The organism is Rugosimonospora acidiphila (genome assembly GCF_039543385.1).
GTDB classification, from domain to species: Bacteria; Actinomycetota; Actinomycetes; order Mycobacteriales; family Micromonosporaceae; genus Rugosimonospora; species Rugosimonospora acidiphila.
Window position 1 is genome coordinate 1 of the sequence record NZ_BAABJQ010000036.1, and the last position, 22,908, is coordinate 22,908.

Annotated in this window: 21 protein-coding genes; 14 read left to right on the forward strand and 7 right to left on the reverse strand. The window is 73.0% G+C overall.

Features of this window, described 5'->3' with window-relative positions; all coding sequences use genetic code 11:
• The 5 genes from ABEA87_RS36845 to ABEA87_RS36865 all read left to right on the forward strand — a co-directional run.
• The coding region (locus ABEA87_RS36845) for an ABC transporter permease family protein (protein ID WP_345637783.1) at positions 1-985 on the forward strand (985 nt) is incomplete at its 5' end.
• Positions 982-3,360 (forward strand): hypothetical protein, encoded by a 2,379-nt coding sequence (locus tag ABEA87_RS36850; protein ID WP_345637785.1) that lies wholly within the window; start codon positions 982-984, stop codon positions 3,358-3,360. The genes ABEA87_RS36845 and ABEA87_RS36850, both read left to right, overlap by 4 nt.
• A gap of 86 nt (positions 3,361-3,446) precedes the next feature.
• On the forward strand, positions 3,447-3,971 hold the full coding sequence (locus tag ABEA87_RS36855; RefSeq protein WP_345637788.1) for a GNAT family N-acetyltransferase: 525 nt from the start codon (positions 3,447-3,449) through the stop codon (positions 3,969-3,971).
• Positions 3,972-4,081: 110 nt separating this feature from the next.
• A complete protein-coding gene (locus ABEA87_RS36860; RefSeq protein ID WP_345637790.1) occupies positions 4,082-6,673 on the forward strand; it encodes a putative bifunctional diguanylate cyclase/phosphodiesterase in 2,592 nt (863 codons plus the stop codon).
• Positions 6,674-6,689: 16 nt separating this feature from the next.
• Complete coding sequence (locus ABEA87_RS36865; protein WP_345637792.1) at positions 6,690-7,517, forward strand: cyclase family protein; 828 nt, start codon at positions 6,690-6,692, stop codon at positions 7,515-7,517.
• An 87-nt stretch (positions 7,518-7,604) separates the two neighbouring features.
• Here the strand turns inward: ABEA87_RS36865 and ABEA87_RS36870 are convergent, their stop codons facing one another.
• Positions 7,605-7,967 (reverse strand): hypothetical protein, encoded by a 363-nt coding sequence (locus ABEA87_RS36870; RefSeq protein WP_345637794.1) that lies wholly within the window; start codon positions 7,965-7,967, stop codon positions 7,605-7,607.
• A 119-nt stretch (positions 7,968-8,086) separates the two neighbouring features.
• Here ABEA87_RS36870 and ABEA87_RS36875 point away from each other — a divergent pair, with 119 nt between their 5' ends.
• Together ABEA87_RS36875 and ABEA87_RS36880 are read left to right on the forward strand one after the other, a co-directional pair.
• Positions 8,087-8,497 carry an ArsR/SmtB family transcription factor gene (locus tag ABEA87_RS36875; protein ID WP_345637797.1) on the forward strand — a complete coding sequence of 137 codons (411 nt, stop codon included), beginning with the start codon at positions 8,087-8,089 and terminating at the stop codon, positions 8,495-8,497.
• Between the two features lie 52 nt (positions 8,498-8,549).
• Positions 8,550-9,797: a cytochrome P450 gene (locus tag ABEA87_RS36880; protein WP_345637799.1), complete on the forward strand. Its 1,248-nt coding sequence runs from the start codon at positions 8,550-8,552 to the stop codon at positions 9,795-9,797.
• Between the two features lie 66 nt (positions 9,798-9,863).
• On the opposite strand, the gene ABEA87_RS36885 is transcribed toward ABEA87_RS36880, so the two are convergent.
• The gene (locus tag ABEA87_RS36885) at positions 9,864-10,325 is read right to left on the reverse strand and encodes a MarR family winged helix-turn-helix transcriptional regulator (protein WP_345637801.1); all 462 of its coding nucleotides are present in this window, start codon (positions 10,323-10,325) and stop codon (positions 9,864-9,866) included.
• A 252-nt stretch (positions 10,326-10,577) separates the two neighbouring features.
• Here ABEA87_RS36885 and ABEA87_RS36890 point away from each other — a divergent pair, with 252 nt between their 5' ends.
• Positions 10,578-12,470 carry an anthranilate synthase family protein gene (locus ABEA87_RS36890; RefSeq protein ID WP_345637803.1) on the forward strand — a complete coding sequence of 631 codons (1,893 nt, stop codon included), beginning with the start codon at positions 10,578-10,580 and terminating at the stop codon, positions 12,468-12,470.
• Between the two features lie 73 nt (positions 12,471-12,543).
• Here the strand turns inward: ABEA87_RS36890 and ABEA87_RS36895 are convergent, their stop codons facing one another.
• Positions 12,544-14,688 carry an MMPL family transporter gene (locus tag ABEA87_RS36895; protein WP_345637805.1) on the reverse strand — a complete coding sequence of 715 codons (2,145 nt, stop codon included), beginning with the start codon at positions 14,686-14,688 and terminating at the stop codon, positions 12,544-12,546.
• Positions 14,689-15,038: 350 nt separating this feature from the next.
• Here ABEA87_RS36895 and ABEA87_RS36900 point away from each other — a divergent pair, with 350 nt between their 5' ends.
• The 4 genes from ABEA87_RS36900 (at position 15,039) to ABEA87_RS36915 (ending at position 17,649) form a co-directional block, all read left to right on the forward strand.
• Entirely contained in the window at positions 15,039-16,355 is a 1,317-nt protein-coding gene (locus ABEA87_RS36900) for a glycosyltransferase (protein WP_345637806.1), read from the forward strand.
• 95 nt (positions 16,356-16,450) lie between these two features.
• Complete coding sequence (locus tag ABEA87_RS36905) at positions 16,451-16,849, forward strand: NUDIX hydrolase (RefSeq protein WP_345637808.1); 399 nt, start codon at positions 16,451-16,453, stop codon at positions 16,847-16,849.
• 46 nt (positions 16,850-16,895) lie between these two features.
• A complete protein-coding gene (locus ABEA87_RS36910) occupies positions 16,896-17,252 on the forward strand; it encodes a hypothetical protein (RefSeq protein ID WP_345637810.1) in 357 nt (118 codons plus the stop codon).
• A 28-nt stretch (positions 17,253-17,280) separates the two neighbouring features.
• Positions 17,281-17,649, forward strand: coding sequence for a VOC family protein (locus ABEA87_RS36915; RefSeq protein ID WP_345637812.1), 369 nt, complete (start codon positions 17,281-17,283; stop codon positions 17,647-17,649).
• Between the two features lie 13 nt (positions 17,650-17,662).
• Here ABEA87_RS36915 and ABEA87_RS36920 read toward each other — a convergent pair whose 3' ends face one another.
• The 4 genes from ABEA87_RS36920 to rpmG all read right to left on the reverse strand — a co-directional run bounded on the left by ABEA87_RS36920 (position 17,663) and on the right by rpmG (position 20,736).
• On the reverse strand, positions 17,663-18,691 hold the full coding sequence (locus ABEA87_RS36920) for an NlpC/P60 family protein (protein ID WP_345637814.1): 1,029 nt from the start codon (positions 18,689-18,691) through the stop codon (positions 17,663-17,665).
• Positions 18,688-19,155 (reverse strand): poly-gamma-glutamate biosynthesis protein PgsC/CapC, encoded by a 468-nt coding sequence (locus ABEA87_RS36925; RefSeq protein ID WP_345637816.1) that lies wholly within the window; start codon positions 19,153-19,155, stop codon positions 18,688-18,690. The genes ABEA87_RS36920 and ABEA87_RS36925 overlap by 4 nt, the downstream gene beginning before the upstream one ends.
• A gap of 1 nt (position 19,156) precedes the next feature.
• Entirely contained in the window at positions 19,157-20,437 is a 1,281-nt protein-coding gene (gene pgsB, locus ABEA87_RS36930; protein WP_345637818.1) for a poly-gamma-glutamate synthase PgsB, read from the reverse strand.
• Positions 20,438-20,568: 131 nt separating this feature from the next.
• On the reverse strand, positions 20,569-20,736 hold the full coding sequence (gene rpmG, locus ABEA87_RS36935) for a 50S ribosomal protein L33 (protein ID WP_345637820.1): 168 nt from the start codon (positions 20,734-20,736) through the stop codon (positions 20,569-20,571).
• Positions 20,737-21,031: 295 nt separating this feature from the next.
• Here rpmG and ABEA87_RS36940 point away from each other — a divergent pair, with 295 nt between their 5' ends.
• A complete protein-coding gene (locus ABEA87_RS36940) occupies positions 21,032-21,973 on the forward strand; it encodes an ABC transporter ATP-binding protein (protein ID WP_345637822.1) in 942 nt (313 codons plus the stop codon).
• Positions 21,974-21,978: 5 nt separating this feature from the next.
• Complete coding sequence (locus ABEA87_RS36945; RefSeq protein WP_345637920.1) at positions 21,979-22,800, forward strand: ABC transporter permease subunit; 822 nt, start codon at positions 21,979-21,981, stop codon at positions 22,798-22,800.
• Positions 22,801-22,908 lie beyond the last annotated feature (108 nt).

The following is a 22,908-nucleotide window of genomic DNA, read 5'->3' on the forward strand; positions in this document are numbered from 1 at the left end:
GGCGCAGCGGGCCGCCCCGACCTCCGCCGGGGCGCCCGCGCCACCCCAGTCCGGACCGCCCGGGGCGCAGCGCACGCCGCCCGCGCCCGAGCCCGGGCCGGATCCGGCGGAGGACGCCGAGGCCGGGCCCGACGCGGCGGACGACGCCGAGTCGCCCGCGCTGCGGCGCGGTCCGCTCATCCGGGCGCTGCGCGCGGTGGGTCGCGCGGCGCCCTCGGTCGCCGCCGTCCTCTGGGCGTTCCCGCTGGTGGTGCTTGCCGCCACGTCGCTGCACAGCCAGCAGTCCGCGGCGCTGAGCGGCTGGTGGCGCTCGCCGCTGAGCTGGGCCTCGTACCGGCACGTCTTCGGCGACCCCACGGTGGCCCGGTCGCTGGAGTTCACCGCCGTACTGGCCGTGGTGGTCACCCTGCTGGTGCTGGCCATCGCCCTGCTGGCCGCCTACCCGCTGGCCTGGCTGGCCGGCTCCTGGGCGCAGAGCGTCGGGCTGCTGCTACTGGCCGCCGCGGTGGTGCCGGTGCAGGTGATCGCCGGCCCGGTGAACGAGGTGCTCGGCGTGGCGCGGCTGGGCGGCAGCGCGCCCGGCCTGGCGCTGGTGCACGTGGCCCTCGGCCTGCCGTTCACCATCCTCGTGCTGCGCAACGCGCTGGCCGACGTGCCGGCCAGCCAGCTGCGTCGGGCCCGGCTGATCGGCCAGCGGGAGTGGCACACGGTCTGGCGGATGGCCCGGTCGATCCGGCCCGCCGTGGTGGCCGTCGCGGTCCTGGAGTTCGTCCAGGTCTGGAACGACCTGGCGGTCGGCCTGCTGTTCAGCGGGCCGGACGGCACCCCGCTGAGCCTGCTCGTGTACGGCCAGGCCCGGGACTTCGTGACCAACAGCGGCCCGCTGGCGGCCGTCTCGACCCTCGCCTCCGTGGTGCCCGTGCTGCTGGTGGTGCTGGCCCGCCGGCAGGTCGTGGCCGGCCTGGTCTCCGGGGCGCTACGGTGAGCACCCCGCCGGAGCCGCCCACGCGTCACCGGACGCCCGTGTGGACCTGGGCGCTGCCGGTGTCGGCCGCGGCGGTGACGGGCAGCCTGTCGGTCCTGCTCGGCAAGGTCAGCAACACCAACTGGGCGACCCTGCCGGCCCTGGGGGTGCTGGTCGTCGGCGGGGCGGTGTGGTACTTGCTGCGGCTGCGCAGCCAGCGCGAGCGCGACCGGGAGGCGATCGAGCCGGCGCCGTCGGTGCTGGCCTCCCCGGTCGGCGGGTCGACCACCCTGCCGTACACCTCGGGCTTCACCGGGCGCGACGAGGAGCTCGCGGAGATCGTGAAGGCGCTGACCACCGAGCACGCGGTGGCGGTCGTCGGCCGGCGCGGTGTGGGCACCTCGTCGTGCGCCGTGCAGGCCGCGAACGTGATCCGCCAGACGGCCGCGCGTGACCAGATCTACTACCTGAACCTGCGCGCCGGTGGTCGGCCGCGCGGCGCCCGGTGGGTGCTCGCGGAGCTGGCCTGGGCGATGGGCACCCCTCCGCCGCGCTCGCGCCGCCCGGCGGCACTCAGCGAGACGGCGGCCGCCCTTCGGGAGCGGCTGGACGACGAGCACATCCTGCTGGTGCTGGACAACGTGGACAGTCCGGACCAGGTCCGGCCGCTGCTGCCGCCGACCTCGCGCTGCCGGCTGCTGCTGGCCGGCACGCCCGCGCTCGAGGGCCTGGACGGGGTGGCGGTCCGGGGGCTGGCCGAGCCGGACCCGGACGACGCGGTGGAGATGTTCTCGGCGGCCGGCCGCTCCGCGTCCGTGGCCAGCAGGCGCCGCGCCGATCCGACCAAGGACCCGGCGGTACGCGACATCGTCGAGCTGTGCGGCCGGCAGCCCCGGGCCATCCGCGCCCTGGGCTACCGGATGGCCCGGCACGGCTGGAGTTCGGCCGACATGGTGGCGCTGCTGCGCGCCGTGGTGCGCGCGCCGGCCCATCACCGGCTGCCGGTCACCGCCGCGCTGGCGCCGCTGACCGACCGGGACGTCGCGTACCTGGCCCTGAGCCGGGGTGCCCGGCGGCTGCTCCGGCTACTCGCCCTCGCCCCGGCGGCGCTGGACCGGCCGGCCATCCGGGCGCTCGCGAGGCGCTCCGGGGACCGGCTCGACCGGCTGCTGGACGAGCTGGTCAACCACGTGTTCGTGGACGGCTCGTCCGGCGACCGGTACGAGGTGCGGCCGCTGCTGCGCGGGTACGCCCGGCTGCACCTGCGCCGCGAGGAGTCGACCGGGCGCCGGGTGGCCGCGCTGACCCGGCTGCTGCGCATGCTGGCCCGGCGCGCCGAGCGGCACGTGGCCGTCATCGGCCAGCGGCTGCCCGGCGCGGCCGGGGTGGCGGGGCTGCCCACCGACGACGACCCGTACGGCTGGTTCGAGCTGCACGGCGACCTGCTGCGGGCGGCGGTGGTGAACACCCCGGGCGGCGACCGCCCGGCCCGGCCGATGCCCCGCCGGCTGCGCCGCTGGTGGTTCCGGCTGGCGGTGGCGCTGGCCGGCTGGTACGCCCACGAGGGCAAGCTTGACGAGTGGGCCGAGGTGTGCCGGGCGGTATTGGCCGCGCCCACCGCCGGGGACCGCCCGGAGATCGCCGGGTGGGCGCACAACGAGCTGGGCGTGCTGCGCCGCCGCCGGGGCGACCCGCAGGGAGCGGCCACCGCGCTGGCCCTGGCGCTGGCCGCGCGCGGTCGGCGGGTGACCGCGCAGGCCCAGATGAACCTGGGGCTCGCCCTGCTGGACCTCGGGCTGGCCGACGACGCCACCGAGCACCTGGAGCTGGCCCGCCGGCACCGCTCGCACGCCGACCGGGGCGGCCAGGCACTCACCGAGCTCGCGCTGGGCGCGGCGTACCTGGCCAAGGACGAGCCCGAGGCCGCGCACCACTACCTGGTGCGGGCCGCCAACGCGTTCCGCACCCTCGGCGAGACCCGCGGGTACGCGGCGGCGCTGACCAATCTCGTGCTGGCGCAGACCCGGCTCGGCGAGCACCTGGACGCGGCCCAGTCGTGGACCGCCGCGCTGCGCGAGTACGACGATCTGGCCGACCCGGCCGGGCGGTCGGCGGCCCTGCTCAACGCGGGCGCGGCCATGTTGACGTCGGCGCCGGGCCGGGCCGGGCAGGCGTACGAGTTGCTCGACGAGGGGCAGGAGCTGCGCAGGCAGCGCCGGCCGGACGCGGGGCTGGGCCGTACCCTGCTCTACCTCGGCGACGCCGCGCGGCTGCTGGGGCACCTGGACAAGGCCCGCCGGCACTGGGCCGACGCGGCGCAGGTGTGCGACTCGGTGGGCGATTCGGCGGGTGCCGCGGCCGCGTACCGGCGGCTGGCCGGACCCGATCCGGCCTGACCCGGCCACGTTCCTCGCGCGCGTCGGCGGTCCGGCCGCGGGTTATCCGGTCGACGGCCGGGGCGTCGTGGCGGCACCATCGGCGGGTGCTGACGCTGCGGAGGTTCCGGGACGGCGACGAGCCGGTGCTCTGGGCGTTGAACGCCCTGCCCAACATCGGGGCGACGGCGAACCCCTCGGTGCCGTTGCCGCTGCCGCCGGCGGCCGGTCCGCCGGCCGGCCTTCCCGACCTCGCCGACGTGCGCGGCGGTTTCCTGGACGCCGGGGGCGACTTCCTGGTCGCCGAGCTGGACGGCCACCTCGTCGCGATGGGCGGCATCCGACCCGGTACCGGGGGGCGCGCCGAGGTGCTACGGATCCGGGTGCACCCGGCGACCCGGCGGCGGGGCATCGGCCGGGCGCTGATGACCGCGCTGGAGCGGCGGGCGGCCGAGTTGGGCCTGCGCGGAACGTACCTGGACACGGCCACTAACCAGCCGGAGGCGATGGCCTTCTACCGCGGCCTGGGCTACCGGGAGGTCGGTCGGGAACGCCGGCCGGAGTGGTCGTGGACGCTGGTGTACTACGTCAAGGACACGCCCGGCCGCGCGCCGGCACCAGGTATCCGGTAGCCGTCGCGGCCCACCCGGGCAGCTCGTGACACCACCGTCTATCTAGAAGATCACCACTGCGCGGTACGGTACGTCGTCGACGCAAACAACGGCTACCGAACGGTCTGGTGATGTCCCCACCCCGACTGCGCGCGCGGCTGGCCCTCGCGGCCGTCGCCGTGCCGGCGATCCTGGTCGTCGACGGCTCCGGCGTGCTGGCCGACCGCGTCTGCACGGTCATCGACGACGCCGCCCAGTTCGGCGCCGGCGCGCTGGCCGCCGGTTGCTGCGCGTGGGCCGCGCCGCGCCGTACCGGTGTCGAGCGGTCCTGGCGCCGGCTGATGGCCGCCGGCATGGCGGCGTGGAGCGCCGGTCAGCTCGTCTGGTCGTGGTACCAGGTCTTCGCGAGGACCGCGCTGCCGTCGCCGTCCTGGGCGGACGTGGGCTACCTGACGCTGCCGGTGTTCGCGTTCGCGGCGCTGCTGGCGATCGCCGCCGCTGGTCGCACCGGGGCGCGACGGCGGGGCGTGGAGGGTCCGCGCCCGGACCGGGGCGGCTCCCTGGTGCGCCGCCGGCTGGTGCTCGTGCTCGACGGCCTGATCGTGGTCGGCTCGCTGCTGATCCTCACCTGGGTGACCACGCTGGGCGCCGTGGTGCGGGCCGGCGCGTCGAGCCCGGCCGCGTTCGCGGTCGCCATCGCGTACCCGGTCACCGACCTGATCCTCGTGGTGATGGTGACCCTGCTGCTGGCCACCCGGCCGCTGCCGGCCCGGCTGCGCCCCCAGCTGGCGCTGCTCGGCCTCGGCCTGGTCGGCCTGTCCGTGTCGGACAGCATCTTCGCCTACCTCGTGGCCAGTGGGGCGCGGGCCATGGCCCCGCTGGCCAACGCCGGCTTCGTCGCCGGGCCGGTGCTCATCGCGCTCGCGGCGCTGACGTCCGGAACGCCCGCGCGACGGTCGGGGCGGTCGCGGCGGGTCCTTCGCGCCCGCACCGTCGAGTGGGCCCACCTGCTGCTGCCGTACCTGCCGCTGGCCGCGACCGGGCTGTTCGTGCTGAACCGGGACCGGGACGGCGCGCACTCCGACCGGGCCGCGCTCTACCTCGGCGTCGCGGTGGTCACGCTGGTCGTGCTGGTCGTGCTGCGTCAGATGATCACACTGGTCGACAGCCGGATGCTGCTCGAACGGGTTTCGCAGGCGCAGCTGCGCCTGCACCATCAGGCGCACCACGATCCGCTGAGCGGGCTGCCCAACCGCGCGCTGTTCCGGCAGCGGCTGGCCGACGCGTGCGCCGGCGACCGCGACCCGGACCGGCCGCTCATGCTGTTCTTCATCGATCTGGACGACTTCAAACTGATCAATGACCGCCTGGGGCACGACGTGGGCGACCTCGTGCTGCGCGACGTCGCCGCCCGGCTGCGCTCCTGCGCCGGCGAGCGCGACACCCTCGCCCGGCTCGGCGGCGACGAGTTCGGCCTGCTGATCGAGCGCGGCCCGGGCCGGCCGGACGAGGTCGGGCGGCGCGTCTTCGCCTCGCTGCGCGAGCCGTTCGAGGTGGCCGGGCGGCCGTTTCTGGTCAGCGCGAGCGTCGGCGCCGCGGTCGCGGACGGCAGCGAGCCGGGGCTCGGCGCGGACTCGCTGCTGCGCCGGGCGGATGCCGCGATGTACGTCGGTAAGCGGCGAGGCAAGGGCACGTTCGTCGCGTACGGGCAGGACGCCGCCGGCGGGTACGACGACGCCACGCTGCCGGCCCTGCTCGCCGAGGCGCTGTCCGCCGAGCCGGCCGCCTCCGGGCTCGACGTCCACTACCAGCCGGTCGTCCGGATCTCGGACGGGCGGCGGGAAGCCGTCGAGGCGCTGGCCCGCTGGAATCACCCGGTCATCGGACCGGTACCGACGCCGGTGTTCGTGGCGGTCGCCGAAGCCACCGGGCTGATCGGGCGGCTGGACGACTTCGTGCTCGACCGCGCGTGCCACGATCTGGCCGGCTACCTGGCCGCGCACGGCGGCGACGTCAGCGTGCACGTCAACATCTCGGCCAGCCGGCTCGGCCAGCCCGACGTCGAGCTGGCCGCCGACGACTGCCTGTCCCGGCACGCGCTGGCACCGCGGCACCTGGTGCTGGAGGTCACCGAGAGCGCGCCCATCGCCGACCCGGAGGCCGCGGTGCGCAGTGCGAAACGCTTGCGGAGCAAGGGGATTCGCCTCGCGCTGGACGACTTCGGCGCCGGGTACAGCACGCTGGCGCTGCTGCGCCGGCTGCCGCTGGACATCGTGAAGCTCGACCGTAGCCTCACCGACCTTCCCGACGCGACGCCGGGCGGGCTGTCGCCGGAGGCGCTGTGCCGCGCGATGCTGTGGATCGCCGACGAGATGGGCGTGATGGTGGTGGCCGAGGGAGTCGAGACCGCGGAGCAGGTCGCCGCGCTGACCCGGATGGGTTGCCGGTACGCGCAGGGATACCGGTACGGGCGGCCGGAGCCGTTCGCCTCGCTGTTTTCGGCGGAGGCCGCGTCCTCCGGCGAGGGCGCGCTCTCCGGCGAGGCCGGGCTTTCTGGCGAGGCTGGGTTCTCCGAGGGGGCCGGGTTCTCCGGCGAGGCCGGGCTTTCCGAGGGGGCCGGGCTTCCCGGTGAGGCCGGGCCGGGCAACGGTGCCGGGCACGGCCGGCGGTCGTCGCGGCGGCCGAGGTTGGCAGCGCCGACCAGCGAGGGTCGGCCGGGATGAAGGGCCTGGAGGTCACGTGGACAGACGAAGACTGATGGCGGCCGCGGCCGGCGGGGTGGTCGGCGGGGTGGCCGCCGGCGTCGCGGCGGCCGGTGCGGCCGACGCGGCGGGGCCGGCGGTGTCGCTCTCCGGGCTGCGGTTCGTGAGCCTTTCGCACGTCAACGACCCAGAGACCACCAACGTCTTTCCCGGGGACCCGCCGTTCACGCTGGAGACGATCGCCACCATCCCGCAGGACGGATATTTCCTCCAGTTCGTGCGCGAGGGCGAGCACACCGGTACGCACTGGGGCGCGCCCGGTCACTTCAACACGGGCCAGCCGCTGGCCGACCAGCTCGACCCGGCCGACCTGTTCCTGCCGGCGGTGAAGCTGGACGTGCGGGACAGGTGCCGGCACAACCCGGATTACGCCGTGTCCATCAAGGACATTCAGGACTGGGAGCGCACGCACGGCCGCATCCCGGACGGAGCGGCGGTAATCATCTGGACCGGCTGGGACGCGCTGTGGGGCACGCCGGCGTATCCGAACCAGGACGCGGACGGCGTGCTGCACCAGCCGGGCTTCGCCGTGCCGACGGTACGGTGGCTGATCGACACCGGTCGGCTGGGCTACCGCGGCGCGACCGGCACCGACACGTTCAGCCCCGACGTCGGTACCGACGAGACGTACACGGTCTCGAAGCTGGTGTACCAGCGGCACCGGATCAGCCTGGAGATCCTCGCCAACCTGGAACGGCTGCCGGCCACCGGCGCGTGGATCCTGGCCGGCGGGCACATCAACCGTGACGGTGCCGGTTCGACCGCACTCATCTTCGGGATCATTCCGCCGGGCGTGCGGGCCTGATCGCGGCGGCCCCACCCCTGACGACGGTGGCGCCACCCCCTAATACCGGTGGCCCCGACCCGACCGGGTCGGGGCCACCGGTGCGCCTCACGCGGCCGGGAGTCGGGGTGTCTCGGGCAGGGCGTCGCCGGGGAAGCTGCGGCAGGGGTGCGCCTCGTAGACGAAGACGCCGGCCCGCACCCCTGGGTCGTCGTCCATCACCTTCCGCGTCTCGTCGAGGTCGAGATCGAAGACGCACAGGCCGCAGACGTCCGAGCCGTCGATGACCGGCAATACGATCGGCATGAGACCGTCGGCGCGCAGCGCGAAGTTGCGCCGACCGTGCTCCCAGATGATGGCGCCCACCCCGTCCATGTGCCGGTTCGGCCCGGACTTGAGGATGACCGAGGTGTAGCCCCTCGTGGTCGTCATCATCGTGCGCATGTGCTCGTCAGAGATAGGGGTAGTCACGGCGCGAGCCTAGCGTGTTTGATTAATTTCCATCAGCAAATCGACCTCGTACCAGCCGGTTTCGGGGTCCTAATGTAAGCCCAGACTTATTTAAGTTGGCGTGGTGTTAGGTTTGTTCGGTGCATGCGTTCGATGTGCTCGGGGATCCGGTGCGGCGCCGGATCCTGGAGCTGCTGGCCGAGGGCGAGCAGACCTCCGGCGCGGTGAGCACGACCATCCGCGCGGAGTTCGGGATCTCCCAGCCCGCCGTCTCTCAGCATCTGAAGGTGTTGCGGGAGAGCGGGTTCACCAGCGTCCGCGCCGAGGGCACCCGCCGGCTCTACGCGATCGACGACGCGCCGCTGCGGGAGGTCGACGCGTGGCTGGACCGGTTCCGCGGCTTCTGGGGCCAGCGCCTCGACGCGCTCGCCACGGAGCTGGCGCGGGGCAGGCGCCAGCGCCGGGCGAAGGACCAGGGCACGGCGCCGGTCGGCGACCAGCACGGCAGGCCCGCCCCGGGTGGCCAGCGGCCGGGCGGGACTGGCGGGTAGCCGGACGCGGCACGGGCGCCACACCCTCCACCACAATCGGAAGGATTCAGTGATGGCCCCGATACGTCAGGTTCTCTCGTTCGCCACCGGCCTGTACCGTCAGCGCGCCTACATGGCGTACGCCGGTTACCTGCGCCGTGAACCGATGGCGCTGCTGCAGCTGCGGCCCGGCCGCGAAGACCCGTACGCGCTCTACGAACGGTTTCGCCGGCAGGGCACGATGGTGGCCACCCCGCTGGGCAGCTGGGTCACCACCAACCATCGGCTGTGCGGCGCCGTGCTGCGGGACCGGCGCTTCGGGGTACGCCCGGAGGGCCTGACCTTCGAGGCCGACGAGGGCTTCGACGCGTCCTTTCTGGGCAAGAACCCACCCGACCACACCCGGCTGCGCCGGGTCGCCGCGCCCGCCTTCAGCGCCAAGCAGATGATGGACTACGCCCCGCGCGTCGAAGAGACCGTCGCCGCGCTGCTCGGCCGGGCCGAGGCGACCGGGCAGTTCGACCTGGTGTCCGGGCTGGCGTCGCCGCTGCCGATCGCGGTCATCACCGACCTGCTGGGCGTGCCGGACGCGGACGCGGACGACTTCGCCCGCTACGGCGCCGCCTTCGGCAGCGCGGTGGACGGTGTCCGGTCGCTGTCCCACGCCGCCCGGCTGCAAGAGGCGGGGACCGCCCTCACGAAGCTGTTCGAGGGGCTGTTCGCGCTGCGGCTGCGCGAACCGGCCGACGATTTCGTCACCCGCCTGATCGATGCGGAGGGCGACCAGGTGCGGCCGGAAGAGATGCTGCCGATGTGCATCCTGCTGCTGATCGCCGGCTTCGAGACGACCGTCAACCTGATCGGCAACGCGGTCAACGCCCTGCTGGACCATCCCGAGCAGTGGAAGGCCCTGTGCGCCGATCCGGAGGCCATGGCACCCCGGGCGGTCGAGGAGGTGCTGCGGTTCGATCCGCCGGTGCAGCGTGCCATCCGGTTCGCGCTGGAGCCGGTGGAGCTCGACGGCAAGCCGGTGCGCCGCAATCAGGCCGTGGTGACGATGATCGGTGGGGCGAACCGGGACCCCGAGGCGTTCCCGGATCCCAACCGGTTCGACATTCAGCGCGAGCAGACCGGGGAGCACCTGGCGTTCTCCAGCGGCATCCACTACTGCGTGGGCGCGCCGCTGGCCCGGTTGGAGGCCACGGTCGCGCTGCGCATGCTGGCCGAGCGGATGCCCGGGCTGCAGCGCGCGGGCGCGACCCGGCGGCGCAACTCGCAGACCGTCCGCGGGCCGATCCGCCTGCCCGTGCGCGTGGGGTGACGGCGGCCGCGTCAGGGGTGCTCGCCTCGCCGCAACTCCGGCTGTGGCCGGGCTTTTTCGGGGCGGTCACCCCGTCCGGGCGTGGTGGTGTTCCAGGAGCCTGGCGAGCAGCCCGGTCAGCTGCTCCCGCTCGGCGGGGGAGAGCGGGGCTAGGAGCTCGTCCTGAATCTGCGCGACGCGCCGATCCAGGACGCGCAGCCGCCGGCGCCCGGCCGCGGTGATGGTCACGACGTTGCGCCGCCGGTCGGTCGGGTCGGGCGCGCGCTCGACCAGTTCCCGCTCGGCCAGCTCATTGATCGCCGCCACCATGTCGCTGAAGTGGATGCCGCTGCGGCGGCCCAGCGTCGCCTGGCTCGCCGGGCCGAACTCTTCCAGGGTCGCCAGCAGCCGGTAGTGGTAGCCGCGCGAGTCGGCCGCCGCGAACCCGTCGCTGACCAGCCGGTGGGCGTGCGCGGCGGCCTGCGTCAGCAGCCAGCTCGGCAGGCCGGTCAGCCGGGTCGCGGCCGACTCCTCTGCCGGTACCACCATGCCGCCAGCCTAGCAGCGTCGTTGGTGCGCCTAACGGTCCCTCGGACGGGTACTTGTGCCGGCGCGCCCGCGGGCCGTAGTCTTCCCCCCATGTCCGCACGACTGAGCTGTTGGTGGCCCGCCTGACAGGCGGCCCGCTCACTCCCGCGTGACACACTCACCGCGGCCGCCACGAGGCGGTCGCTTTTTTCGTGCCCAAGGCCCGGGCCGGCCGCCCTCGGAGGTGTGCCGCCCCGACCCGAAGGGGACACGATGCCGCAACAGCCCAGCACGACACCGCTCGACACGCTCCGCTCCGGCGTACCGTTCGCCCTGCTGCGCCGCGAGGGGCGCGAAACGATCGAGGTGCTGACCGGTCCGGTCCATACCGTGGAGAGCCTGGCCGACATCCCGGTGCCGGCCACCGCCGCCGATCCGGAGGTGCTCGCCCTCGTCCCGTACCGGCAGGTCCGCGAGCGGGGCTTCGCCTGTACCGACGACGGCACGCCGTTGAGCGTGCTGAAGGTGACGCGGCGGGATCAACTGGGCGTCGAGGAGGTGCTTCGGGCGATCGGCCGGCGGCCGGTCGCCCTGACGGGCGGCGCCTTCGACATCGACGACGAGTCGTACGCCCGGATCGTGGAGCGGGTGCTGCGCGAGGAGATCGGCCGGGGCGAGGGCTCGAACTTCGTGATCCACCGTGGCTTCGAGGCGGGCGTGGTCGGCGACCCGGTCGCGGCGGCGCTGTCGGTGTTCGCTCGGCTGCTGACCAGCGAGCAGGGCGCGTACTGGACGTTTCTGGTGCACACCGGTCAGCGCACCCTGGTCGGCGCGACCCCCGAGCGGCACGTCAGCGTCGATGACGGGTTGATCATGATGAACCCGATCAGCGGCACGCTGCGCCACGGCGGCACGCCGCCGGACAAGGCGCGCGTGCTGGCGTTCCTCGACGACCGCAAGGAGACCGACGAACTGTCCATGGTCCTGGACGAGGAGCTGAAGATGATGGCGCGGGTCGCCGACCTCGGCGGCCAGGTCGTCGGCCCGTACCTGAAGGAGATGACCCATCTCACCCACACCGAGTACCTGCTGGTCGGCCGGGGCTCGCGGGACGTGCGGGAGGTGCTGCGGGAGACGATGTTCGCGCCGACCGTCGTGGGCAGCCCGATCGAGAACGCCTGCCGGGTGATCGCCCGCCATGAGCAGCGGGGGCGCGGCTACTACGGCGCGGTCCTCGCCCTGATCGGCCGCGACGAGGCGGGCCGCCAGACGCTCGACGCGCCGATCCTCATCCGTACCGCCGACATCGACGATCACGGGCGGCTGAGGGTACCGGTCGGCGCCACCCTGGTGCGGCACTCCACCCCGGAAGGGGAGGTGGCCGAGACCCACGCCAAGGCGGCCGCGGTGCTCTCCGCGCTCGGCCTGAACCCGGCGCCGGAGCCCGGGCCGGCCCGGCCGGTCGTGCGGCTCGCGGCCGACCCCGACGTTCAGGCGGCACTGCGTCGGCGCAACGAGACGCTGGCGCCGTTCTGGATGCGTCCCCGCGACAACCACGAGTACCGCGACCGGGCGCTGGCCGGGCGCCGGGTGCTCATCGTCGACGCCGAGGACACCTTCACGGGCATGCTGACCCACCAGTTGCGGGTACTCGGGCTGTCGGTCGCGATGCGCCCGCACACCGACATCGGCGACACCGACGGGTACGACCTGGTGGTGCCCGGGCCGGGGCCGGGCGACCCGCGCCTCGCGTCGGATTCGAAGATCGCGGCCCTTCGGGGACTGGTGGAGCGGCTGATCGAGCGGGGGCAGCCGATGCTCGCGGTCTGCCTCGGCCACCAGGTGCTCGCGTCGGTGCTGGGCCTGTCGCTGCACCGCAAGGACAGCCCGTACCAGGGGATGCAGCGCGAGGTGAACATCTTCGGCCGCTCGACCCGGGTCGGCTTCTACTCCACGTTCACCGCTCGGCACGACAGCGACCGACACGACGGCCGGTACGGCACGGTCGAGCTCGCCCGGGATCCCGCGACCGGCGACGTGCACGCGCTGCGCGGGTCGAGCTTCGCCGGCGTGCAGTTCCACCCCGAGTCGGTGCTCAGCCAGGACGGCATAGCGCTGCTGCGCGACCTCGTCGCGGCGCTGCTGCCGGCGACCGTGCGCCCCTGAGGCGCGCCGGGGCGGAAAAACGGCGGCGGCGCCCCGCTGGTGAGCGGGGCGCCGCCTGTGCGGTCGGTCCGGCCTACCGGCCGGCGGACGCCTGCACCGGCTCGCGGGCAGCGTCCGGCTGGTGCGCGGCCCGGTCCTGGTGGCCGGGCCACCAGGCGCGGTGACCGATGAGGGCGGTGATCGCCGGGGTGAAGAACATCGCCATCACGAACGCGGCGATCACGATGCCGAAGGACACCGCGAATCCCATTTCGGACAGGATGTCGTTGCCGGCGAGCAGCAGCGAGGCGAACGTACCGGCGAGGATCACGCCGGCCGCGGCGATGGTCGGCCCCGCGTGCCGCAGGGCGAGCGCGGCCGCCTCGCGCGGGCTGTGGCCCTCGCGGGCCTCCTCCCGCAATCGCGCGATCATCAGGATGTTGTAGTCGGTGCCCAGCGCGACCACGAACAGATACATGAACACGGGCAGGATGAACAGCAGCCCGGGGTCGCCGTGCACGTTCTGGAACAGCAGGACCGTGGCGCCGAGGGTCGCGGCGAAGCCCAGGCCGACCGAGGCCATCAGGTACCAGGGCGCCACCAGGCTGCGCAGCAGCAGTCCCAGGATGATCATGATGAGCACCGCGGCGACCGGGAACACGATGAGGTAGTCGTGGTCCATGGCGTGCTGGATGTCGGCGAAGACCGCGGTGAGCCCGCCGACCAGCGCCGTGGTGCCCGGCGGCGCGGCGGCGTGGGCGGCCGTGCGTAGCGGGGCGATGGTGTGGATCGCGGTCGAGGATGACGGGTCCGAGCTCAGGATCACGGAGTAGTTGGCGACGCTGCCGTCCTTGGACAGCTGCGGCCCGGTGACCTGACCGACCCCGTGCACCGCCTCGAGCTTCGTGGCGAACGCGGCGAGCGTGGACTTGTCCAGCGGCGTGCCGGCCTTCTCCTGAAGGAACACGCTGGTCGGCTCGGTGGAGCCGGCCGGGAAGCCCCTCTGCAGGTCAGCGAGGGCCACCGTGGACTCGGCGTTCTTCGGCAGCGAGCTGGAGCCGAGGTCGAAGTTGGCCTTGAAGCCCAGCGCGCCGATGGCGAGCAGCACCATGACCAGGCCGGCGCCGCCGGCGAACAGCCCCGGGCGGCGCCCCAACGCGCGGCCCACGGCCGCCGCGCGGGACGAGGTGGGCGCCGAGCGCCACGCCTTCGACGGCCAGAACACCTTGGTGCCCAGCAGCGACACGACCGCCGGGATCAGCGTCAGGCCGGCCAGCAGGGTGACCGCGACGGCGATGGCCAGCGACGGGCCCATCGACTTGAACAGGCCAAGGCTCGACAGGGTCAGTGCGAGGAACGCGATGATGACCGCGCCCGCCGCCGAGGCGATCGCCTCGCCGACCCGGGTCACCGCGCTGACCATCGCCTGCTTGGCGTCCTCGCCGGCCCGCAGCCGTTCTCGATATCGGAACATCAGGAACAGGATGTAGTCGGTACCGATGCCGAACAGCACCACGATCAGGATTTCGTTGATCGAACTGTCGGCCTTGAGGTTGAACGCCTTGCTACAGATCGCGATCAGGCCGTTGGCCACCTGGGAGACCACGCCGATCGTGATCACCGGCAGCAGGGCGACGACCGGGCTCCTGAAGATCACCAGGAGCAGCACGATGATCAACCCGATGGTCGCGATGCCGACGATCGCCTCCGCCTTGTTGCCGGACTTCTGGGAGTCCAGCTGCTGGGCGGCCGAGCCGGTGATGCCGACCTTGAGGTTGGTGCCGGAGAGCAGTGGCTTGACGTCGTCGCGCAGCGTCGTGACGGCGTTCGTCTGGGTCTTGTCGGTCGGACCCGTGGAATCGGCCATGGCCACGGCCGCCGTCTGCACCAGCTTGTTGGTCGACGGGGGGGTGGCCACGATCTGCTGGACGCCCGCGATCTTCTCGTCCGACAGCGACTTGGCGACCTGCGTCACCTTGGCGGCGTCCTGGTCGCTCAGCGCGCTGCCGTCCTGGCGCTCGAAGACCATGATCGCGGCCGGCGTGAACGCCTGCGGGAACGCCTTCGACTGGACGTTTGCCGCCTGGATCGACTCGTAGTGAGTCGGCAGGAAGCTGGACTCGTCGGTGGTGGACGTGAGGCCGGGAGACAGTGACACGATCGCCACCGCCGCGATTACCCAGCCGAGGATGACCCACCACGGATGGCGGACCACCACCCGTCCTACTCGTGCAAACACCCGCCGACCTCCTGGTCCCCGTTTTAACCCGATATGTCTTTTGAACTCAGCTTACCGGCCGTCAAGTCAGGGGTCCGTACCGGGGGTGGTCCACGGTGAGCCTGGAGCATGGTGGCCGGGGCATGGTAGCTCCCGAAGCTGAACGTCAAATTGGCCCTCTCAGGATGGGCACAGCGAGCGGCGGCGAGGCCCGGACCTGCCGGATCACCCCTTGAGCCCCGGCCGCCGGCCGCCCGGAACCCCGGCGCGCGGCCGGGCGCGGGCGGCGGCCGGGCCGGGCCGGTTCACGGCCCCGTCGTGACCCGGGAGGGGCCGGCGGGCATGGTATACGCTGCCGGCATGAGGGCTGCATGACTCCGGCCGATGCCGCCGGCTATGCCTCGGATGCCTTCACGTCCCACGGCGTTCTCACCCGTGAGGGCCCGGCGAACGAAGGCGTGCGGGCGCTGCGCGTGCTGCACGTGGACCACACCGGATACGCGGGCGGCGCCGAGCGGGCCCTGGTCCGGCTGCTGACCGCGCAGCGGGAATGGCGCGCCGCGCTGTGCGCCCCGCGCGTCGAGGGCGACGGCGACCTGTCCGGCGGCGTGCCCGCCGACGACGCGTTCGACCGGCTCGCCGGCCACGGCGTGGAGCTGGACCGCGACCTGCCCGGCCTGCCCGGCGGCGGCACCCGCAGCAGCAGCCCGGCGTTCGCCGCGCGCTACTACGCGGCCCTGCGCGCCTGCGCCCGGGCACTGCGGCGCAGCCCGCTGTTCGTCGGCGCGGACGTCATCCACACCAACACGGCCGCCGCGGCGATCATCAGCGCGCTGGCCAACCGGGGCCGCAGCGTGCCGCTGGTGGTGCACCTGCGCGACGTGGTGGACACCCACAGCCTGGGTCGCGCGGGCTTCACCGCGTTCACCAGGCTCGGGCTGAAGCACGCCGACGGGGTCATCGCCAACGCCCGGTCGACGCTGGAGTCGGCGGAGGGACTGATCCCGCCGAACGCCGCCGCGGCCGTGATCCCCAGCCCGATCGGGATCCCGCACCGGGTGGCCCGGCCGCCGGTGGCCGGCGCCCCCGGGCCGGTCCGGGCGATTGGCATGGTCGGGCGGCTGCAGCACGCGAGGGGGCAGCACATCCTGCTGTACGCGTTCGCCCACCTGTTCCGGGGCACCGGCGTGCGCGCGTACTTCGCCGGGGCGCCGACGCTCGGCGAGGCGGTGTACGCCGACGACCTGCGCGCCCTGGCGGTCCGGCTGGGCATCGCCGAGCAGGTGACGTTCTTCGGGCACGTGGAGGACCTCGCCGGGTTCCTCGACTCGATCGACATCCTGGTACACGCCGCGATCCGGCCGGAGCCCCTGGGCCAGTCCGTCCTGCAGGGGCTGGCCTGCGGCAAGCCGATCATCGCCACCGAGGGCGGCGGCTCGAGTGAGTGGATCCGCGACGGCGAGAACGGGCTGCTCGTCGCGCCGGATTCGCCCGACGCGCTCGCGGCGGCGCTGCGGGCGCTGGCCGAATCCGGTGACCTGCGGGCCCGGCTGGCCGCCGCCGCCGCGCGTACCGCCGGGGTGCTCGCCGACGACGAGTGCGCCGCGCGGCACGCCCAGTTCTTCCTCGAGATCGTTCGGGCCAGCGGCCGGACGGGCCGGCCGGGCGTGGCGCCGATCGCGCCGTAAGTGGTGGCGCCGATCGCGCGGTAAGTGGTGGCGCCGATCGCGCGGTGAGCGGTGCCGCGGTCGCCGTGCCGCGGGGTGTCGTACAGTCGAGCGCCGTGACGGTCATCGACAAGGTCGCCTGGATCCGCGTCCAGGACGGGCGGATCCTCAGTACCCGTTCGCGCGGCAAGGACGTCTACTACCTGCCCGGCGGCAAGCGGGAGGCCGGCGAGGGCGACCTCGACACCCTGCTGCGGGAGGTCCGGGAGGAGCTGGGCGTGGCGCTGGACGCCGGCACCGCCGAGTACGTCGGAACCTTCCACGCCCAGGCCCACGGCCACGCGGCCAGCACCGTGGTGCGGATGACCTGCTACACCGCCGATTACCAGGGCGTGCCGCGGCCGGACAACGAGATCGAAGAGGTGGTCTGGCTGGGGTACGCCGACCGGCCGCGGGTCTCCGCCGTCGACCAGATCATCTTCGATCACCTGCGCGACACGGCCGGGCTGCGGTGACCGGCGACGGGCGGCCGTGGGCGGCCGGGGGCGGCATAATGCGGGCATGGACCTGAGCGCGAAACTGCAGATCAAGCCGGGGCAGTCGATCGCCGTGCTGAACCGGCCGCCGTCCTCGCCGGAGATCGAGGCGCCCGGAGGCACCGCCACCCCGCAGCGCGCCGAGGTGGTGTTCGTCTTCGCGCGCAGCAGCGCGGACCTCGACACCCCGTCGGCGTCGGCCGCGGTCGAGGCGGCGCTCGCCGACAAGCTGGTCTGGATCGCCTACCCCAAGGCGGGCAAGCTCGGCACCGACCTCAGCCGCGACGTACTCGTCAAGCTGCTGTCCGATCGGGGAGTGCAGCCGGTCCGCCAGGTCGCCGTGGACGACGTCTGGTCCGCGCTGCGCTTCCGACCGGCCTGACTGGATCTTCGATGTTATGATCTAAATCATGCCAGTAGCCCGCCTCGCGGCCGTCGCACTGGACTGCGATGACCCGACCACCCTCGCGAACTTCTGGGCACAGCTTGTCGGCGGCCAGGAGGTGATGCGCACCGAGGACTTCGTCGTGCTGAACACCGGCCTCGGTGGGCTCGCCGCGGTCCGGGTGCCCGACTACCAGCCGCCGACCTGGCCGGACGGCTCGGTGCCGAAGCAGATGCATCTCGACCTCGCCGTGGACGACCTGGAGCAGGCCCAGGCGGAGGCGGTGCGGCTCGGTGCCCGCCCGGCCGACGTGCAGCCGGTGCCGGAGCGGTACCGCGTGATGCTGGACCCGGCCGGCCACCCGTTCTGCCTGACCACGGCCATCCCCAAGTAGCCGCCCGGGCGGTTCACAGGCGCACCGCGCGGCGTACCGCGCGCGGGTAGTAACCGGCGCCGTCGAGGCGGGCGGCGCCGCCGGTGTCGCCCATGGTGGGGCCGTCGATGGTCTGCCGGGACGAGACGAACCGCAGGTGACCCTGGTTGTCCTCGCCGAGCACCAGGCCGGCGTGCGACAGGTACCGGGGGTCGCGGTGCAGCGCGAAGAACACCAGGTCGCCCGGCTGTAGCCGGGCCAGCTGCTTGCCCGAGGGCGCCTTCGCGCCGCTGTCGAACAGCGGGACCGCGAGGTCGGACGAGGCGATCTGGTGCGCCTCCCGGGGCAGCCCCGGCACGCCCCGCTCCCGCGCGCCGGCCACCATGGGCAGGCCCATCCGGTACCCCCACAGCAGGCGCAGGAACCCGGAGCAGTCCACGTCGCGGTACCGCTGGGGCCGGGGCGCGGACGTGGTGCCGTCCGGCCAGGTCCACGGCACGCCGAGGTAGTCGTAGAAGTCGGATTGCTGGTCGCGCTGCCCGCCGACGAGCGGCCCGAACCCGGCGTCGCCCGCGTACGCCACGCCGTCGCCGTCGACCCGCCGGGGCGCACCCGTGACGTACTGCATCGCCAGGCTCAGCGCGTCGGGCCCGGTCGAGCCGGGCTGGGCGGCGAACCACCCGGTGAACCACGACTGGGACTGCGCGCCGAAGCGCCACGGCCGGGGAGCCAGCCGCACCCAGCTGGTGGAGTCGACGTGCGCCCGGGTCGACGCCGGCTCGGCGAACCTGCGGTGGCCGCCGGTGAACACGGCCGACCGGGCGCCCTCGGTCAGGGTGGCGACCGGCGCGCCCCGCTCGTCGTAGACCAGCGTGCGGTCCGGGCGGCTCATCCGCTCGTACCGGTACGCCCCGAACAGCCGCTTGGCCCTGGCCCGCACCTCGGACTGGTCGAGTTTCTCCTTGACCTGCGGCGCCAGCACCGGAGCGGCGCCCAGGCTGCCGGCCGCCGCGGCACCCGCCACGCACCATCCCAGCATCTGGCGCCGGTTCAGGTGCCTCACAGCGTCACCACGGCCAGCGCGACCACCGCCGAGGCCAGGGTGATGACGCTGGTGGCGACCAGGGTCGGCAGCTTCGGTTGCCGCACCAGCTGGTACGCGACCAGACCGGGCACCACGAAGCCGAGGGTGTCGTGCGGGAACAGCTGTGGCGCCCGGCTGTGCAGGGCCAGGAACGCGGTCGCCTCCAGGAACACGCCGACGAGCACGACCACGGCGAACAGCCGCTTGCCGTACAGGATCGACCAGCGCTGCAGCAGCTTGGCCGCGGCGAACGTGGCGACCATGGCCGCGCCGGTCACCAGGATGGTGTCCACGCCCTCCACCAGGGTCAGCGCTAGCCAGCCCGGCACGATCATCCCGCCCGGGGACAGGTTCGTGAACGCGTAGCAGACCAAGGAGAACATCAGCCCCAGGGCCAGCACCAGGCTGGCGGTCGAGCTGTCGAAGTCGACGTGCGCGGCCATCTCAGTTCGCTTCCGGGACGAGCGGCGCCTCGACGCCGCCGTCGAGGCACGCCAGTGCGGGCACCGGAGTGCCGCCCGGTGCCCGGGTCGCCTCGCCGGCCAGCGCGTCGAGCAGGTGCTCGCCGCGGCCATGGATGTTGCCGACCATCACCAGGCTGTGCTCGTCGGTGGGCATCGTGGCGGTGATCGCGGACAGGATCTGGCTGCCGCTGCGATGCTCGCCGCCCAGGTCGACCACCCGGTGGCGCAGCGCGTCGGGGATGGTGCGCAGCGCGGAGCGGGTGGGCGTGCCGATCAGGTACACCCGCTCCGGCCCGATCCTCTCCACGATGGTGCCCATCTGGCCGTTGCGTTCGATCCGGTCCGGCCGGCAGTTGATGACCATCGACAGGGAGCCGGGCAGCTGTCCGGAGTCCTGCAGCAGCTCGAGGTTCATCAGCGTGGACTCGGGATCGTTCGCGGCGAACAGGTTCGCGGCCAGGAATGACCGGCCGCCGTGCTCGCACCGGTCCACCCGCAGCACGCCCGGGTCGGGGTCGGCCAGGTACATGCCGGCCAGCGCCTCGGCTCTCGGCACGCCCAGCAGCCCGGCCACGGCCAGCGCCACCGCCACGTTCTCCTTGAACGTCACCCACCCGAACCCGGCCAGCTCCTCGTCCGACACGTCGCGCGGATCGGTGGCGACCAGGACGCAGCCCCGCTTGTCCGCCTCCGCCCGCAGGATGTGCAGCCGGTCCCGCTCGGCGGTGACGCACACCCCGCCGACCGGCATCGAGCGGGCCAGCGACCGCGCGACGTCGTCCAGGGACGGGCCCATCACGTCCAGGTGGTCTTCGCGCACGTTGGAGATGACCACCACCGTGGCCTGGATCAGCTTCTCCTGGTTGAGCTGCTGGAGGTCGGGGTTGACCGCCATGCACTCGACCACCAGCGCTCGGGCGCCGGCCCGCGCCGCGTCGGCGACGACGGCGAGCTGCTCGATGACGTTGGGCATGCCGAACCGGCGTTCGAACGGGATCTCCCGACCGTCGGCGAAGATGAAGCGGGCCGCCGTGCCGGTGGTCTTCGCGATCGTCACCATCTGGCCGCGCAGCGCCCCGGCCACCAACCGGGTGATGGAGGACTTGCCGCGGATGCCGTTGATGACGACCCTGGTCGGGATGCTGCCGAGCCGGCGGCGATGGCGCCGGCCCTCGACCAGGAACGAGATCAGGACGACCATGAGCCCGATCGTGAACACGACATAGAACGTCGAGTAGTGGCGCCCCACGCCTACCCCCATGGTCGCTTTGTCCCTTTTGCCAGGGTATAGGGGTTAAGGAGTGGCGTGGTCTAGACGGCTATGTCAGAGTAAATTGTGATTTGCGGTGTTTTGTCGCTAGGGAGGCGTGGGCCCCGGCGCCGCCGTCGACCTCAGCGCTCCTCCCGGAACTCGACGTGCCGGCGCGCCAGCGGGTCGTACTTGCGCAGGACCAGCCGGTCGGGATCGTTGCGCCGATTCTTGCGGGTGACGTAGGTGTAGCCGGTACCGGCGGTGCTGCGCATCTTGACCACCGGACGGACGTCGGCCTGCCGTGCCATGAGGGCCCCCTCGAAGTGCCGGATGATGACAATCGGTTACCTGACAGCGAACCGGATGTCGACTGCCGATTACCCGGGGTTCCGCCGGGCAAACCGGGCCTAAGCGCGCCGCCGGGCGAGGCCGGTCGGCACCCGCTACCGGCGGTGTTTCGGCTCATCTGGCGCATTGGGGCAGGTGGTGGGGGGTGTCCGGTTTCCGTGCGCGGCGGCGCGAGCCGGTGTGCGCGCTATCGGTAGAATTCGTAGCTGTCGGTGAGGGCGCGCCGCGCCCACCAAAAATCCAACCGGGGGAGCCATGATTGAGGCCCAGGGCCTCACCAAGAGGTATGGCGACAAGCTAGCCGTCGACAACCTGTCGTTCACCGTCAAGCCGGGCACCGTGACGGGCTTCCTCGGCCCGAACGGTGCGGGCAAGTCGACCACCATGCGAATGATCCTCGGGCTGGACCGTCCGACGCACGGCAACGCACTGGTCAACGGCCGCCCGTACACCGCCGCCCGGGCCCCTCTGCGGGAGGTCGGCGCGTTGCTCGACGCCAAGGATGTGCACGGCGGTCGGACCGCCCGCGCGCATCTGCTCTCGCTCGCCCAGTCCAACGGGTTGCCGCGCCGGCGGGTGCGTGACGTGCTGGAGCTGACCGGCATGTCGGAGGTCGCCGGCAAGCGCATCAAGGGCTTCTCGCTGGGCATGTCGCAGCGGCTCGGCATTGCCGCGGCGATGCTCGGCGACCCGCAGATCCTGATGTTCGACGAGCCGGTCAACGGGCTGGACCCCGAGGGCATCCTGTGGATCCGCAACTTCATGCAGTCGCTGGCGGCCCGGGGCCGGACCGTGTTCGTCTCCAGCCACCTGATGAGCGAGATGGCGCTGACCGCCGACCACCTCATCGTCATCGGTCGGGGGCGGTTGCTGGCCGACATGAGCACGCGCGAGTTCATCGACCAGAACTCCTCGGGCCGGGTGCGGGTGCGCACCCCGCAGGTCCAGGGGCTGTTCGACGCGCTGGTCGCCAAGGGGGCCAAGCCCCGGCAGGTCGAGGGGTTCATCGAGCTCGAGGGCATGACCACCGACGCGGTGGGTGACCTCGCCGCGGCCAACGGCGTCACCATCCACGAACTGTTCGCCCAGCGCTCGTCGCTGGAGGACGCGTTCATGGAGATGACCCGGGACTCGGTCGAGTACCACGCCAGCGTCGGCGAGCAGCAGGTCCAGGCCACCGTGGGGAGTGCGAAGTGAGCACCATGACCGCCGAGTCGTCGGCCGTCCAGTTCGAGGGTCGGCGCACCGGTGCGTCGCTGGGGCACGTGATCCGGTCGGAGTGGACCAAGATCTGGTCCGTTCGCTCGACGTTGTGGACCATCCTGTCGCTGGTGGTGGTGACCGTCGGGCTGTCCGCGCTGTTCGCCTGGGGCGCCAGCTCCAACCTCAGCCGGATGAGCCCGGCCGACCGCGCCAGCCTGGACGTGACCAGCTCGGCCCTGGGCGGCCTGCTGCTCGGGCAACTGGCCATCGCCGTGCTCGGCGCGCTGGTCATCTCGGGCGAGTACTCGACCGGCGGCATCAAGGCCACGCTGACCGCGGTACCGACCCGGATGCGGCTGCTGTTCGCCAAGTGGCTGGTGTTCGGCGTGGTCGCGTTCATCGTCGGTGAGATCACCGCGTTCGGCGCGTTCTTCGTCTCGATGATCTTCTGGTCCCACCACGACATGGCCGCGCACCTGGGCGACCCTGGCGTGCTGCGCGCGGTCATCGGCGGCGGGCTGTACGTGCTGGCCAGCGGCATGTTCGGGTTCGCGGCCGGGGTGCTCATCCGGCACTCCGGTGGCTCGATCGGGGCGGTCGTCGGCGTGCTGTTCGTGGCGCCGCTGCTGACCAACGCCCTGCCCGGCCAGTGGGGCAAGGACATCAACAAGTACTTCACCGCCAACGCCGGCCAGCACATCACCGATACGGTGCACACCGCCGGCAACCTGTCGCCCTGGGCGGGCTACCTCACCATCACAATCGAGTGGCTGGTGCCGTTGCTGTTCGGCGCCTGGCTGTTCAAGCGGCGCGACGCGTAGCGAACGACTGGTCCGGTTCGCGGCGTGAGCCGCGCCCAGCCGGAGTGGTCGAATCACCAACGACAACGGGCGGCCGTCGATCGACGGCCGCCCGTTGTCGCGTCCGGT

Coding starts and splice junctions, on each gene's coding strand:
- ABEA87_RS36890 (WP_345637803.1), top strand. CDS start 10,578: ATGCCGCAACAGCCCAGCACGACACCGCTCGACACGCTCCGCTCCGGC.
- rpmG (WP_345637820.1), bottom strand. CDS start 20,736: ATGGCACGGCAGGCCGACGTCCGTCCGGTGGTCAAGATGCGCAGCACC.
- ABEA87_RS36925 (WP_345637816.1), bottom strand. CDS start 19,155: ATGGCCGCGCACGTCGACTTCGACAGCTCGACCGCCAGCCTGGTGCTG.
- ABEA87_RS36940 (WP_345637822.1), top strand. CDS start 21,032: ATGATTGAGGCCCAGGGCCTCACCAAGAGGTATGGCGACAAGCTAGCC.
- ABEA87_RS36945 (WP_345637920.1), top strand. CDS start 21,979: ATGACCGCCGAGTCGTCGGCCGTCCAGTTCGAGGGTCGGCGCACCGGT.
- ABEA87_RS36880 (WP_345637799.1), top strand. CDS start 8,550: ATGGCCCCGATACGTCAGGTTCTCTCGTTCGCCACCGGCCTGTACCGT.
- ABEA87_RS36860 (WP_345637790.1), top strand. CDS start 4,082: ATGTCCCCACCCCGACTGCGCGCGCGGCTGGCCCTCGCGGCCGTCGCC.
- ABEA87_RS36885 (WP_345637801.1), bottom strand. CDS start 10,325: ATGGTGGTACCGGCAGAGGAGTCGGCCGCGACCCGGCTGACCGGCCTG.
- pgsB (WP_345637818.1), bottom strand. CDS start 20,437: ATGGGGGTAGGCGTGGGGCGCCACTACTCGACGTTCTATGTCGTGTTC.
- ABEA87_RS36915 (WP_345637812.1), top strand. CDS start 17,281: ATGCCAGTAGCCCGCCTCGCGGCCGTCGCACTGGACTGCGATGACCCG.
- ABEA87_RS36900 (WP_345637806.1), top strand. CDS start 15,039: ATGACTCCGGCCGATGCCGCCGGCTATGCCTCGGATGCCTTCACGTCC.
- ABEA87_RS36910 (WP_345637810.1), top strand. CDS start 16,896: ATGGACCTGAGCGCGAAACTGCAGATCAAGCCGGGGCAGTCGATCGCC.